Annotated in this window: 15 protein-coding genes; 7 read left to right on the top strand and 8 right to left on the bottom strand. The window is 58.3% G+C overall.

Annotated elements, in window-relative coordinates; all coding sequences use genetic code 11:
• Positions 1 to 2: 2 nt before the first annotated feature.
• The 4 genes from AC5DB9_RS01235 to AC5DB9_RS01220 form a co-directional block, all read right to left on the bottom strand.
• Positions 3 to 1,637, bottom strand: coding sequence for a ShlB/FhaC/HecB family protein (locus tag AC5DB9_RS01235; RefSeq protein WP_272991408.1), 1,635 nt, complete (start codon positions 1,635 to 1,637; stop codon positions 3 to 5).
• A gap of 44 nt (positions 1,638 to 1,681) precedes the next feature.
• On the bottom strand, positions 1,682 to 2,569 hold the full coding sequence (locus AC5DB9_RS01230) for an OmpA family protein (protein WP_272991409.1): 888 nt from the start codon (positions 2,567 to 2,569) through the stop codon (positions 1,682 to 1,684).
• A gap of 118 nt (positions 2,570 to 2,687) precedes the next feature.
• Positions 2,688 to 3,440, bottom strand: coding sequence for a DUF4126 family protein (locus AC5DB9_RS01225; protein ID WP_022959180.1), 753 nt, complete (start codon positions 3,438 to 3,440; stop codon positions 2,688 to 2,690).
• A 1-nt stretch (position 3,441) separates the two neighbouring features.
• Entirely contained in the window at positions 3,442 to 3,828 is a 387-nt protein-coding gene (locus AC5DB9_RS01220; RefSeq protein ID WP_272991410.1) for a DUF4345 family protein, read from the bottom strand.
• Positions 3,829 to 3,949: 121 nt separating this feature from the next.
• On the opposite strand from AC5DB9_RS01220, the gene AC5DB9_RS01215 reads away from it, so the two are divergent.
• Complete coding sequence (locus tag AC5DB9_RS01215; protein ID WP_272991411.1) at positions 3,950 to 4,729, top strand: DUF2889 domain-containing protein; 780 nt, start codon at positions 3,950 to 3,952, stop codon at positions 4,727 to 4,729.
• 179 nt (positions 4,730 to 4,908) lie between these two features.
• Here the strand turns inward: AC5DB9_RS01215 and AC5DB9_RS01210 are convergent, their stop codons facing one another.
• Complete coding sequence (locus AC5DB9_RS01210) at positions 4,909 to 5,604, bottom strand: SIMPL domain-containing protein (protein WP_272991412.1); 696 nt, start codon at positions 5,602 to 5,604, stop codon at positions 4,909 to 4,911.
• A 136-nt stretch (positions 5,605 to 5,740) separates the two neighbouring features.
• Between AC5DB9_RS01210 and AC5DB9_RS01205 the strand changes: the two genes are divergently transcribed.
• From AC5DB9_RS01205 to AC5DB9_RS01190, 4 genes are all read left to right on the top strand, one after another.
• The gene (locus tag AC5DB9_RS01205) at positions 5,741 to 7,189 is read left to right on the top strand and encodes a coniferyl aldehyde dehydrogenase (RefSeq protein WP_272991414.1); all 1,449 of its coding nucleotides are present in this window, start codon (positions 5,741 to 5,743) and stop codon (positions 7,187 to 7,189) included.
• 144 nt (positions 7,190 to 7,333) lie between these two features.
• Entirely contained in the window at positions 7,334 to 7,780 is a 447-nt protein-coding gene (locus tag AC5DB9_RS01200) for an ATP-dependent zinc protease family protein (RefSeq protein WP_211218303.1), read from the top strand.
• 44 nt (positions 7,781 to 7,824) lie between these two features.
• Complete coding sequence (gene rimK, locus AC5DB9_RS01195) at positions 7,825 to 8,730, top strand: 30S ribosomal protein S6--L-glutamate ligase (RefSeq protein ID WP_022959174.1); 906 nt, start codon at positions 7,825 to 7,827, stop codon at positions 8,728 to 8,730.
• A gap of 54 nt (positions 8,731 to 8,784) precedes the next feature.
• Positions 8,785 to 9,894: a succinylglutamate desuccinylase/aspartoacylase family protein gene (locus AC5DB9_RS01190; RefSeq protein WP_272991415.1), complete on the top strand. Its 1,110-nt coding sequence runs from the start codon at positions 8,785 to 8,787 to the stop codon at positions 9,892 to 9,894.
• Position 9,895: 1 nt separating this feature from the next.
• Here the strand turns inward: AC5DB9_RS01190 and AC5DB9_RS01185 are convergent, their stop codons facing one another.
• Positions 9,896 to 11,104 (bottom strand): alpha/beta hydrolase family protein, encoded by a 1,209-nt coding sequence (locus AC5DB9_RS01185; RefSeq protein ID WP_272991416.1) that lies wholly within the window; start codon positions 11,102 to 11,104, stop codon positions 9,896 to 9,898.
• A 160-nt stretch (positions 11,105 to 11,264) separates the two neighbouring features.
• Between AC5DB9_RS01185 and xerC the strand changes: the two genes are divergently transcribed.
• Positions 11,265 to 12,161: a tyrosine recombinase XerC gene (gene xerC, locus AC5DB9_RS01180; RefSeq protein ID WP_272991417.1), complete on the top strand. Its 897-nt coding sequence runs from the start codon at positions 11,265 to 11,267 to the stop codon at positions 12,159 to 12,161.
• A 2-nt stretch (positions 12,162 to 12,163) separates the two neighbouring features.
• Entirely contained in the window at positions 12,164 to 12,871 is a 708-nt protein-coding gene (locus tag AC5DB9_RS01175) for an HAD-IA family hydrolase (protein ID WP_272991419.1), read from the top strand.
• Here AC5DB9_RS01175 and AC5DB9_RS01170 read toward each other — a convergent pair whose 3' ends face one another.
• Both AC5DB9_RS01170 and glnK read right to left on the bottom strand, forming a co-directional pair.
• Positions 12,872 to 13,072, bottom strand: a complete 201-nt coding sequence (locus AC5DB9_RS01170; RefSeq protein ID WP_022959169.1) for a hypothetical protein — start codon at positions 13,070 to 13,072, stop codon at positions 12,872 to 12,874.
• A 202-nt stretch (positions 13,073 to 13,274) separates the two neighbouring features.
• Positions 13,275 to 13,613, bottom strand: a complete 339-nt coding sequence (gene glnK, locus AC5DB9_RS01165; protein ID WP_022959168.1) for a P-II family nitrogen regulator — start codon at positions 13,611 to 13,613, stop codon at positions 13,275 to 13,277.
• Positions 13,614 to 13,715 lie beyond the last annotated feature (102 nt).

The raw sequence follows: 13,715 nt of genomic DNA, 5'->3' as shown, positions 1-13,715 counted from the left end.
GCTTAAAGCTGCCAGCGCAGGGTCCAGAAAAAGTCAGCTTCCTGCTGACTGAGGCGCGCTTCATCGCTGACATCCTCATGAATTGACGTCGCCACCAGCAGTCGGCTCTGCAGCCCAAAATCGGTATCCAGTGTTAAGCCAACGCCCGCATCGGCCAGCGACTGCCAGTCGCCCAGCTCGTTGTTGTTGTCACTGAAGCGGGCACTGCCGTATTCCACAAAAATCGAGCTGACTAGCCGCCAACGTCCCCACTCATAGCGGCGCTGCAAGGCCACACTACTCAAGTAGCCATCATCACCAATCAAGGTGCCCGGCAGCCATGCCGACAGACTCTGGCTACCGCCTAATACCCACTGTTGTTGCTGAGGGAGCTGTACATCGTCAACCCATTGCCCCTGAAATGACAGCCGCAACTCACTGCGTTCTGCCACCGACAGGTTCAGAGCCGCTGCGGGCTTGGCGATCAAAAACTCTGCGCTGCGGCGGCCAATTGCGACGTCGTTGCCCTGTTCCCTGCCAAAGCTTCCGTCATCATCAGACAGCCCCGCCTTCGCCGCCAGTTCAATGCGTGCAACCGCCGGTTTCCCGAACAGTGTCTCGCGCATGGTGTAACGCGCCCCGACTTCAAGCGCAGCGTACTTCTCATCCAGCAAAGCGTCGCCACCTTGTTCTGGCGAGATTTCAGAGTCCACATAACTTAAACGCTCGAAAAGGTTCAGTCGTCGCAGTGGATTACTGTACAGGAGCTGCTCCCCCTGCAAAGTCACTTCGCTGATCTCGGCTTCGAGTGGCAGCACCTGTGTTTGTGTGACAGGGGTACAGGGGATCAACGGTGGCAAACAGAAACCACCCCCCGTTACGTTTTCCACCTCAAAGCGGCGCTTGTACTGAATATGTGACGCCTCGATGCCATAGACCCCATAGCGCAGCGGCTGATCGACACCCAGCGAGAACTGGTGGTAATCATCGCCATCCCGGGCCTCCCCCCAGTCGCTCACCACGGTGCGGTAGGCGCCGCGCAATTCCGTCCCCGTGGAAAAACGCCGCGCACCGTCAAGCTGGGCGAAATAGCGACCCAGAAAACGGCTACCCTGATTGTTCACTTCAACACCCAGATCGCCGGCATCCAGCTCGGCCGCAGGCTGCTCGATAAAATCCAGAATCACCGCCTGATCGGGGTGATGCTCGTAGCTGATCTGGTAGTCCAGCCCCGCCCGCTGAGAGTAGATATTGGCCGGGACACGGGCACGGTCAAACTCATGGAGCTGAAGATCGGCATCGCCGACCAAACCGCCAAAGAAATGCGTCACTCTGGGATTACCGCGCAAGCCCTGCACCCGGCTCTGGTCGACCATCACCGTAACCGTGTCACCAATACGGTAGTACTGCAGCGATACCAGCAACTGCCCCATACTGTAGTAACGACGACCCAGTGCCGTAATGGCGGCGGAGGGGCTATCGGCCTCGGCCAACAGCGCTTGCAGCTGCTCTGCAGAGAGATACGGCGCGTTCATCACCCGCAGCAACACACCATTAATCCGTCGCTCAACCACGGCACCCTCAAAGCGCTCGGCCTGCTGAATCTGTTCCTGTGTAGCCAGTTGTGGGGGCATGACCGGAGGCAGGTCAATCGCCATGTGCGTGCTCCTTATTCGGGGACTCATTGAACATTGGTGTGGGATTAGCGGGGCTGCAGGCGCAGTTCAACACGGCGGTTAGCCGCATAACTGCTCGCATCATTACCGCTGCGCAGGGGCTGTGACTCGCCGTAGCCGCGAGCGCGCAGACGCTGGGCGGGAATGCCCGCCTCAATCAGATAACGACGCACAGCCTCAGCGCGCTTTTCCGACAGCGCCAGATTGTATTGCGCACTGCCACGGGCGTCGGTATGCCCGGCAATTTCAACAGCGCCTGGACCGGTATCCTTCAAAATGGCGATGACCTGCTGAAGCTCTCGATGAGCCGCGCTGTCCAGCGTCCAGCGGTTATTGGCAAAGTGGACACCGTCCAGCCGCAAGGGCGCGGCTGCATCAAGGTGGCAGCCATTGGCCATGACCCGCTGCCCCGGTGGCGTGCTGCGACACTGATCATCACGATCACAGACTCCATCGGCATCGCTGTCGACACAGCGCTGACCGGCCGTTTGCGCATAGGCAAGTTCCAGAGTGGGGCTGAGCGGCTGCGGGGTGTGCAAGGCAGGTTGGTCACCGGCATTGGCCAGTGGGCTGTCCACCGCCGCAGAAAGCGCCGCTAACTCCCCGGCAGACAATGTGGCCGGTTCATCCATGGCGGCAAGGTCTGCCATCTGCGCGGAACTCATTCCCATATCGGCAGGCGCCAAGGGCATCGCTGTCATATCCGCACCCGGAACCGACAGGGCGGCATCCAGACCGAGCACGATATCGTCCAGAGCCAGACCCGTGGTGTCGCTGAGGCCTTCCACCACCGGCATCAGCCCCAGACGTTCAGTCAAATCCAGCAGCAAGCCTGCCCGGGCAAGGTTGACCGGCATCAGGCTCGCGGCCGCAAGCAACAGTACGGCCTGGCAATGTGGGCGAAGGCGTTGCATGTAACGAGTCATCCTTGGTCTGCGGCAGAGGTAGCCGCTATTTTTACAGCGCCGCCCGCCGATTACTGCGCAGCAACGAGGTGATCGTCACATTATGTGATTAATGTCACACCATCCGTCAACTGTTCAACAACCGTCGCTTAGCCTGGGCAAATTCCTCGTCGGTCAGACTGCCCTCTCGATGCATACGCTCCACTTGCTGCAGCTCCTCGGTGAATGCCGCGGCTTCCTCCGGTCCCGGATTGATTTCCTCGCGCATCACATCAGTCAGCCCCAGCCATTGCCCGATCTTGCGCAACAGCCGGGCGATGCCACGCCACAGCTTCGGCAGCAGCCAAATAAGCAGCAACAGAAACAGTACAAACAGCGCCAAAAACAGCATGGGGTGATTTAACGCCAGCCACAGGCCGCCGAATACGGCGAGATCCTCACTGATGGACGCCGCCCAGTTCGTAACCGGCTCGGGTGAGGTATTGATCATCACCCGCGTGCTGGCCTTGGCGGCGTGGGTAACCGAGCTGACCGATCCCCCGACAATGCCCGCCGCCAGTTGCAGTGCCGGGCTGACATCACCCACGCTGTTTGCGGCCAACAAGGCGCCGGCGGGAATGCGAATAAACGTATGCAGGGCATCCCAGCCAGTATCCACACCGGGAATCTTGTCGGCAAAGAACTCAACAGCGAACATCAATCCCGCTGCCATAATCACCGGGGGGCTCTGTACGATATCCAGACTCTCAGGCAGAGCAATGCCGCCGCTGGCACCACCGAGCCCCAACACGAGAATTGCTGCATAGAGGTTGATACCACTGGCCCAGGCCACGCCCATAGTCAGGGAAATGACGCTGACCAACTGTTGATATTCGTCCATCTCAAGTCTCCTGAGCGGGCTGAACCTTGCGCAGCAAGAGGATAGAAATCAGCGCCGAGCCCACTTCAAAGCTCAGCGCACCATAGGTATACGGGGATCCGGCATCATCCAGAAACAGGCCCGCAAGGCGACCTCCGACCAAACCGACACACAACACCGCGTGCATAAACAGTACCGGAAATTGCCAGCAGGCTCGGATCAACGCCATCGACGTCGCCATGGCAACCGCCAGACTCAGACCGCCATACATGGCACGCAACTCGGCCTTGGCCACACCACTCTCCGCTCGCACGCCGGCATAGCCCTCCAGGGCCTCCGGCATCACCAATAACACCAGACCAATTCCCGCCCAAACGAGCGCCAGAAAGCCCAGATATCCTCGCAACATGCCATTTCCTCTTATTTGTGCATTCTTCGCTGACCCCAAGCGTCAACCAAAAAGACCGAAACGGTCAATCGCTTTCCACCGGAAGCGATTAGTATCTGACAGTCTAGTGTGGAGGAGCAGCATGTCGACATTTAACGATTACCCACTGAACCCGGAGTACGGCGAGGGCTGTTTCCGTCGCCATATTCGCTTGCGGGCCAGTGAGTCAGAGGTGTTGGCAGAGTTGGAAGACCATCACCACGCCTTTCGTCTCACACTGCAGCACGATGGCCAGCAGCTTACGGCGATTCACGCCGAAACGCTGCGCATCCCCTTCAGCACCTGCCCCGGTGCAGTCGAGCCATTACAGGCATTACGCGGTCTGCCCATCAGTGATGACAGCGATCTGCTGATCGCCAACAGCAATCCGACCGCTAACTGCACACATCTCTACGACCTGGCACTGCTGGCGATCGCCCAAGCGGTGAGGGGGCCGGGAGAGCGAAACTATGAAATCCGTATCGACGATGAACAGGGGGATGCCCCCAATGCCGCGGAAATCTTTGTAGATGGTGAGCTGGTACACCGCTGGCTGTGTCGCGACTGGGTGATTCAGGCCCCGGAAGCGCTGGCGGGAAACGTGCTGTTCAAAGGCTTCACTAAATGGGCCGGCACGACCTTCAGTGGCGACGCCAAACGCGCCGCCTTTGCGCTGCAAAAAGGCTATTTTGTCGCCAGTGCCCGCCGCTACAATCTCAACGCCATTGCCGGCGAAGCGGCCAATGACGCCCGCGACTATATGTATGGCGCCTGCTATACCTACACCTCACCACAAATCGAGAAAGCCGTTCGACTGCCCGATACCGTGTTCGATTTCAACCGTGCACCGGAGCAGTTACTTCGCTTTCGCGACAAACTCTGAGCGGGGTCTCGGTCAGTGATTACGGCGCTAGGCACATTTACGAATATTGTGACATGAGGGGTCGCACTATGATGGAACCATGTTTGAAAAGAGCGGCGCACCCCGTCCCTCGACGCAACCGTCTCCATAGTAGCACCCCCGCTTGGCACCCAGAATCTGGGTGCTTTTTTTATGCCCACTCAATCCAGAGTGAACACCAGCGACACCCGTGCAGAGATGGTCTCTTTCCCCAGCAGCATTGGCGCATCGGCCGCCTTGGCCTCCATCATCATGACCGCGCGATCAGCGCGAGGCTGAATCGGCGTCGCATTGGCATTGATGCTGTAGATTTTATCGAGCTTGCTGCCCAGTTCCCCAGCCAGCAGCGCCGCCCGCTCGCGACCATCGGCCACCGCCGCCTTGAGAGCCTGCGCGGCCAACGCCTCGCGCTGGGATACCAGGAAACGAACATTCCCCAGCTGGTCGATACCCGCCTCCACCAGCGCATCCACCAACGCGCCGTAGCGTTCCAGGTCAGCCAATTCAATCACCACCTCGCGCTCAACGCGCTGCCCCTTGAGCTGACGCGTGCCGTCTTCCCACTGGTAATCAGGTGCAACACGAATCTGCGAGGCGCGAATCGCGTCATCCGTAATATTTTGACCCCGTGCCGCCGCCAGTACCTTGGCAACACGGCGGTCGACGTCAGCCTTAGCGTCCGCCGCAGAATCGCGGGTAGCGACAATCTGCAAACTCAGCTCAGCACTGTCAGGCAACGCCTCAACTTCGGCATATCCCTGCACCGCAACATGGGGCTTCTCGGGCGTCTCGCCAGCGCAGGCGAGCAGCGGCGTGGTTAACGACAGGCAAAGCAAAATTCTGGAAATAGCATTCATGGGCATATAGTCCTTGTGAGCGATGTTCCTGAGCCTCCTTACCCATAACCATGGGTGGGGAGACAACCAAGACGGGCAGCGTCCCGTCAATAACAATACAGACTGACAACCAACAAGTTTAAGCGGGAGAAACACTATGAACAGCCAGGTTGATAATAATGCCGCTGATATGATTCAGCGCCTCCTCAACGCACAACGCAATGCCTACCTTGCCGAAGGCGCGGTCAGCGCAGAAACGCGTATCGACCGACTGCAGCGCGCCATTGATCTTGTTTTCGACAACCGCGATGCCATTGTTGATGCGCTCAGCGCTGACTTCGGTCACCGCAGCAGCCACCAGTCACTGATGTCTGACATCTACGCCACTATTGAGTGCCTGAAATACAGCAAAAAGCACCTGAAAAAGTGGATGAAGACGGAAAAGCGTAAAGCACCGTTTCCGATGAACCTGCTGGGCGCCAAGGCCCGCGTGGAATTCCAGCCCAAGGGTGTGATCGGCATTATCGGCACCTGGAACTTCCCCGTTAACACCATCTTCGCCCCGCTCGCCGGCATTTTTGCGGCCGGTAACCGCGCCATGATCAAGTGCTCGGAAGTCACCCCTCAAACCGGCGAACTGATGGAGCAGTTAATTGCCAAGTATTTCAAGCCCGAAGAACTGGTTGCCATCAACGGCGGTCCGGACGTGGGCGCCAGCTTCTCGGCGGCCCCCTTCGACCACATTATTTTTACCGGCGCGACATCCATTGCCCGCCACATTATGCGCGCCGCTGCCGACAACCTCACGCCGGTGACGCTGGAGCTGGGCGGCAAGTCGCCGGTGATTATCAGCGACAGTTACCCGATGAACGAGGCCATTGAGCGTATTGTCAACGGCAAAATCCTCAACGTCGGTCAGGTCTGCCTGTCGCCCGATTACATTCTGGTGCCAGAGGCCAAGCTGGAGGAATTTGTCAGCGGCACCATGAGTTATCTCGGCACCTTGTTCAGCTCACTGCTGAACAACCCCGATTACAGCTCCGTGGTTAATGCCCGCCACTATCAGCGCCTGCAAAGCTATCTGGCCGATGCCCGTGAGCAGGGGGCGGATATCCGCGAGTTCAACCCCGCCAATGAAGATTTCAGCCAGCAAAGCGGCACCCACAAATTGCCGCTGACACTGGTCGTGAACCCCAGTGATGAGCTGAAGGTAATGCAGGAAGAGCTGTTTGGTCCGATTGTCTGCGTGAAGAGCTACCGCAGTGTCGACGACTGTCTGGACTATATCAATGCCCGTCCGCGGCCGCTGGCTCTGTACTATTTTGGCAAGAACGAGGCGGAACAACGCCGCATTCTCGATCGCAGCACCAGCGGCGCGGTGACCATCAACGACGTCATTTTCCACGTGAGCTGTGAAGACCTGCCCTTTGGCGGCATCGGCCCCAGCGGCATGGGCTACTATCACGGCAAAGATGGCTTCCTTACCTTCAGCCACGCCAAGGCGGTGTACAAACAGAGCGGCGTCAACTTCCAGAAACTGGGTGGCATGCTGCCTCCCTATGGGGAAAAAGCCGAGAAAACCCTCAACACCATGATCCGTAAGTAAGCCCCTCAGGCAGCCGCCCCCCAGGCGGCTGCCCTTCTTTAAAATTTCACTTCTCCCGTTTCCCCCGTTCACGCATAATCGCCGCCCCTGTGCTACTGTCATTGGCACAGAGGTTTATGCATTCAGCCGTGACAGGAACAGATTTTGACAACATCACCATCTACACAAACCGTGCTGGGCTGGCGCGAGTGGGTATGTCTGCCAGAATTAGGCATAGCGCGACTCAAGGCCAAAGTGGATACCGGCGCCCGCAGCTCTTCGCTGCACGCCTTCGACATTCAAACCGAAGACATCGACGGTCAGCTCTGGGTGAACTTCAAAATCCATCCCCATCAGCACGACAACGACGAGACAATCTGCTGCCGGGCAAAAGTTAAAGACTACCGGCAGGTCACCGATTCCGGCGGCCATCGCAGCATGCGCTATGTGATTGAAACGGCATTGCAACTCGGCGACGAACACATTGTCGCAGAGGTGACGCTGGCCGACCGTTCCGACATGTTGTTTCGCATGTTAATCGGTCGCACAGCAATGTCCGGACGCTATGTTGTGGATCCCAGCCGGTCCTACTGCGTCAGCCAGGCCCAATAATCATTCAGCAGCAAACAGGCGCAATGCGCCGAGAGAGAGTCAGCATGAAAATCGCCATACTGTCGCGCAACAGCCGTCTTTACTCCACCAGCCGTCTGGTGGAAGCCTGCAAGGAACGCGGGCATGAAGTGCGCGTGCTCGACACCTTGAAATGCTATATGGAACTCAGCTCCAACGAGCCGGCCATCTGGTATAAGGGCGAAAAGCTGGAAGGCTTCGACGCCGTCATCCCCCGCATTGGCGCGTCCATCACGACCTATGGCCTGGCCGTTATCCGCCAGTTTGAAATGATGGGCACTTACAGCCTGACCGAGTCGGTCGCTCTCGGCCGTTCCCGCGACAAGCTGCGGGCACTGCAACTGTTATCTCGCAAGAATATCGGTATGCCGGTTACCAGTTTTGCTCACGATGTTCACAACACCAAGGAGCTGATCAAATTGGTGGGCGGCGCGCCGGTCGTCGTTAAACTGCTGGCCGGCACCCAGGGCCGTGGTGTGGTGCTCGCAGAAACCGCCAAAGCCGCAGAGAGTGTTATCGATGCCTTCCGGGAATTGAAGGCGGACTTTCTGGTTCAAGAGTTCATCAAGGAAGCGGGGGGCTCCGATGTACGCTGCCTGGTGATTGGCCGCCGCGTCGTTGCCGCCATGCAACGCACGGCCTCCAATGGCGAGTTTCGCTCTAACCTGCACCGTGGCGGCACCGCCGAGCTGACCAAACTCACTCCGGCAGAGCGGGCCACCGCCGTCAAAGCCGCCCAAATCATGGGGCTGAATGTGGCGGGGGTCGATATTCTGCGCTCCTCCCGCGGTCCGCTGGTAATGGAGGTCAACTCCTCGCCGGGGCTCGAAGGCATCGAAAATGCCAGCCGCAAAAACGTCGCGGGCGAGATCATTAAATTTATTGAAGAAAATGCCGCGCCCTATAAAAACAAAACCCGCGGCAAGGGCTGATCTGAGACAAAAGCAGTGTAGAATCAATCGGTCACGTCCCAGGAGAGCTAATGAGTGACCGAACCGCGAGGCACTAAGTCCACACGCCGCCGACAGGCCACCAAAGCCAAAAAACTGATGATTGCCGGGACAGAGATCCTGCCCGGCACACGACAGCAGATCGAACTGCCTGTCGCCAAGCTCTATACCCATACCGAACTGTCCATCACCATCAAGGCGGTGCGCAGTAAACGAGAAGGCCCCACGCTGTTTGTCAGTGCGGCCATTCACGGCGATGAAATCAACGGGGTAGAAATCGTCAGGCGGCTACTGCAACACCGTGCGCTGCGGTCTTTGCGCGGCACGCTGGTCGCCATTCCCATTGTCAATGTTCACGGCTTTCTGAACAATAACCGCTACCTGCCGGATGGGCGCGACCTCAACCGTTCCTTTCCCGGCTCGCCAAAAAGCTCTCTGGCCGGCCGCGTTGCGCACAGTTTTTACAATGAGGTGGTTGCTCAATGCGACTACGGTATCGACCTGCATACCGGCGCTCGCCATCGCGGCAATCTTCCTCAGATTCGTGCCGACCTTCAGGACGAAACAACCCGCGGTATGGCCGAAGCCTTTGCGGCACCGGTCATGCTGCACGCCAAAACCCGCGATGGCTCGCTGCGCGCAGTAGCCAGCGAGCAGGATATTCCCGTGCTGCTCTACGAGGCTGGCGAAGCGCTGCGCTTCGATGAAGTGGCCATTCGCGCCGGGGTCTCGGGGATTATTAATGTGATGCGTCACATCGGCATGTTGCCCGCCTCACGCAGTAAAAAACCGCGCCGCACACCGATGGTCACCAACCAGTCCTACTGGGTTCGCGCGACGGTCAGCGGGGTACTCCGCGCGCTGGTCCCGCTGGGCGCCTTCGTCAAAGCCGGTGAAGTGATAGGCGTGATTTCCGACCCCATCAGCGACAGCGGTGGCGATGTGGAAATCTGTGCCAATGAGGCCGGCATTGTGATTGGCCGGAGTTATTTGCCGTTAATTTACGAAGGCGACGCGCTGTTCCACATTGCCAAGTACAAAGCCGACATCGAAGAAGCACTGCAACACTACAGCGAATTCCTGGAAGAGTTTGAACCAGAGTCGTACCCGCCCGCGCCGGGAGAAGATCCGCCGATTGCCAGCTGATTTACGCCAGGCCGCGCTCCTGCAACGTCGCGCCCTGGCAGTGGCTGTCCATAAATGACAGCATCAGCTGCAAGTATTGCTGGCGACCAAAATGCAGTAAGTGGTTGCCCGGAAACCAGTGCAGGTAGCTATCGGGCCAGTGGGCATGCAGCAGCCGGACAAATCGCGGCGGTGTGAAGCGATCCCCCGCACCGCCGATAATCATCACTCGCTCCGGGTTGAGTACCGGCTGGTAGCTCAGCGGGCTGTGAACCGCCATGCCCCGACGCAGATCCTGAGCAGACAGGCCTGAGCGCTGTTGGATCAATTCCATAAAGCTCCTGGTCGGCTGCCAACTGCGAATAGTGTCGACGGGCGCCACCAGTGGCGAGTTAGGAATACAGAACGCGAGACGCGGTTCTACAACAGCTAGCAGAGCACTGAGATACCCCCCCAAGCTGAGGCCGGAAATCCCCACATGCGGTGCGCCCCGCGCAACCAGATAATCAAACAGCACGCGCAAGTCACAGATCGACTGCAACATTCCCTCAGCGAGCTGCGAGAAACCACCGCTAAACAGCCCCTGACCACTGAACAGCGAACGTCGCTCTGCCCGGCTTCCGTGGAAGGGAATGGTGAACAGGGCGATATCGTAGCCGCGCTCATAGAACCACGGCAGCGAGAAAAAGCGACTGTTAAAACGATAATCGCTGGCAACCACACCGTGCACAAAAATTAATGTGGGGCGCGGCCCTTCCGGATGACTCCAGAGCTGCACCTCAGCACGCCGGTTCCGCCGATTCGCCAAGTAGCGATCGGTCATCTCCGGATTTAACGGCTCGAATGGACTGTCGAAGCTGAGCAGTGAGGTAGGAGCCGGCTCTCGCCAACGCTGCCAGCGCGATGGCGACTGCGCACAGACATTGACCGCGGGCGGCACAGGGAAAACCCGATCCGCATCCCGCTGTTCTGCCAGTGCGGCATAAAAATCCATGGCCTGCCGCTCATCCGACAACAGCCGAGGCTGCAGCGCCAGTTTAGGTAGCAGCGACGCGCTGATCGCGCAGCCCAGCACACTGCGCAATGCACGATCCGCGGCGGCAGTGCTGTATACCTGAATGGGGGACTCGCCATCCAGCTCTGTGCCATCCGATTGACAGTAGAAGTCTTCCGGCAGGGTCCGCCACCAGGGAGGTGATTCGTGAATCTGCGGCATACGTGGAGCGCTCATAGGCTTCTCTATTGTGTTTATTGTCTTCACAGCCATCGTTTCTGTTTGTACCACAATGACGCCGGATTGGAAGCCGGAATGCATCGCATAGTTCGATGCCAGCTTGCCGTTCTTCCCGCACAGCCCTAAGCTGTGCGCATCCTTCAGACAAGATCGCACCATGCCATTGCAGGAACAGGTTCAAGAGTTTCTCCGCTACCAGGCCAATGTTCGCCGCTTGTCTCCACACACGCTGGAGGCCTACCGACGCGACCTGGTGACGCTGGAAAGCTTTTGCGCTCAACACCATTTTACAGACAGCGCACAGCTCGACAGCGGACACATCCGCCAGCTTGTTGCCGCAGAGCGCAGTCACAAGGCCTCGCCAGCCAGTATCCAGCGGCTACTGTCTTCACTGCGCAGCTTTTACAAGCATCAAATGCGTTACCACGGCGCCAAACGCAACCCTGCCGAAGGTATCGCGGCGCCCAAACGTGGTCGCCCCTTACCCAAAACGCTGGACGCGGACCGGGTCAACCAGCTACTCGCTTTTCCCGGTGACGAGCCCATCGACCTTCGCGATCGCGCCATACTGGAGCTGTTTTATTCCTCCGGACTGCGTCTCGCTGAACTGGCTTCGCTGGATTTGGGTGATCTAGACCTACGCGAAGGCCTTGTCCTGGTCACGGGCAAAGGCAGGAAAAGTCGCCACCTGCCGGTGGGACGAATGGCCGTACGCGCGCTGAATGCCTGGCTGCGCATTCGGCCACACAGTGACAACGAGGCACTGTTCACCAGCCTGCAAGGGCGGCGGCTGGGGCATCGCGCTATCCAGCAGCGCTTGAAATACCGGGCCCGACAACAGGGTATCCCCGAAAATCTTCACCCGCACATGCTGAGGCACTCCTTTGCCAGTCACTTGTTGGAATCCAGCAGCGACCTGCGTGGCGTACAGGAATTACTCGGGCACGCCAATCTGTCGACGACGCAGGTGTACACCCATCTCGATTTTCAACATCTGTCGCGGGTGTATGACCAAGCCCACCCCCGCGCTGGACGACGGAGAAAAAAGGATTAAGCATGGGCCGCATCCACGCCATCAGCTTCGACCTCGACGATACCTTCTGGCCAAGCCGACCGGTCTTGGAGCACGCCGAAGCCGTTTTCTACCGTGAGCTGGAGAGGCAAGCGCCCCGGTTGGTAGCCCGCTATACACCGGACGACCTCCGTCAGCAGCGTATCGCCTTGCTGCAGCACCGACCCGAGCTGCGGCACCACATCAGTGACTGGCGGCGTATCAGCCTGATCCAGGCGCTGCAGAGCTGCGACTATGGGGAACAGAGCGAAGCCATCGCCAACGCGGTATTCGCCGACTTCCTCGACGCGCGCCAGCGAGTCTCGCTATTCGACGATGTGGAAGCCGTTCTGGAAGTGCTTAGCCAACGATACGTGCTGGTGAGTTTAACGAATGGCAATGCCGACCTGAGCTGCCTGCCTTGCAGCCGCTTTTTCAAAGCCAGCCTGAAGGCCGAGGATATCGGGATCAGCAAACCCCACGAGGCGGCTTTTGAGGCGGCCTGCGACGCAGCAGGATATGCGCCAGGCCATGTGCTGCACATCGGCGATCACCCAAAGGACGATGTTCACGGCGCGCTCAACGCAGGGTTAAGAGCAGTGCAAGCCTTGATGCCCGGTGTGGACCGCCCCCGACATGAAGGCGCCGAGGGCTACTTTGACGATTGGCGCCAGCTACCCGCGCTGCTCGATGAACTGCAGCAGCTCCGCTGATCAGAAGCCGTCCTGATCACCGTCGTTGAGATAGCCGCTACGCACATGGGGCTCAAGGTGAGTGATATGGCCGCCCTGGGAGAGAAAACTCTCCACATCGCGAGCGAGTTGCTCACGCATACGGTCATGGTTGGTCATCGCTGGAACAGCGCTGTTCACATGGTGCTTTTTGCTTTCGACTTCACGGACTTTCGATCCCATCTCACTACCCTCCGAGCGTGAAGAAATCACCGTTTGCGGCATTTATACTGCGGAGAAATATCGTCTGACAAGCGAGTCGTTAGGCTTTTTTGTTATGAGAAAAACATCCGAAGAAAAATAGAAATATATTGAAAATACCCCGCCACAGCAGGCATAAAAAATGGCGCCGCAGCGCCATCTCGAAAGTCCCGTTAGCCGGGAATTAAATCGCTTCTTCGCCCGTCTCGCCCGTGCGAATCCGGATCACTTGCTCCAGCGGGCTAACAAAAATTTTGCCGTCGCCAATTTTGCCGGTGTTGGCCGCCTTGGTGATCGAATCGATCACTTTATCAACCTGCTCATCACCGATCGCAATTTCCAGCTTAACCTTGGGCAGGAAGTCCACAACATACTCAGCCCCACGATACAGCTCGGTGTGCCCTTTCTGGCGGCCAAAGCCCTTTACCTCGGTCACGGTCACGCCCTGAACCCCGATTTCGGAAAGCGCCGCACGAACATCGTCGAGCTTGAACGGTTTAATGATTGCACTGACCAATTTCATGGCGAAACATACTCCAAATTTGACTCAATGGCGGCTAACTTAGCCCAGCCCCGCAGCCAAGGCAAGCCGAGCCGTTCATCGTTCGCAAACGCCACGCAAAAA

Source organism: Spongiibacter sp. (assembly GCF_984394615.1).
Note: the sequence above shows the minus strand (reverse complement) of the source record. Positions and strands in the feature narration are given on the sequence as shown.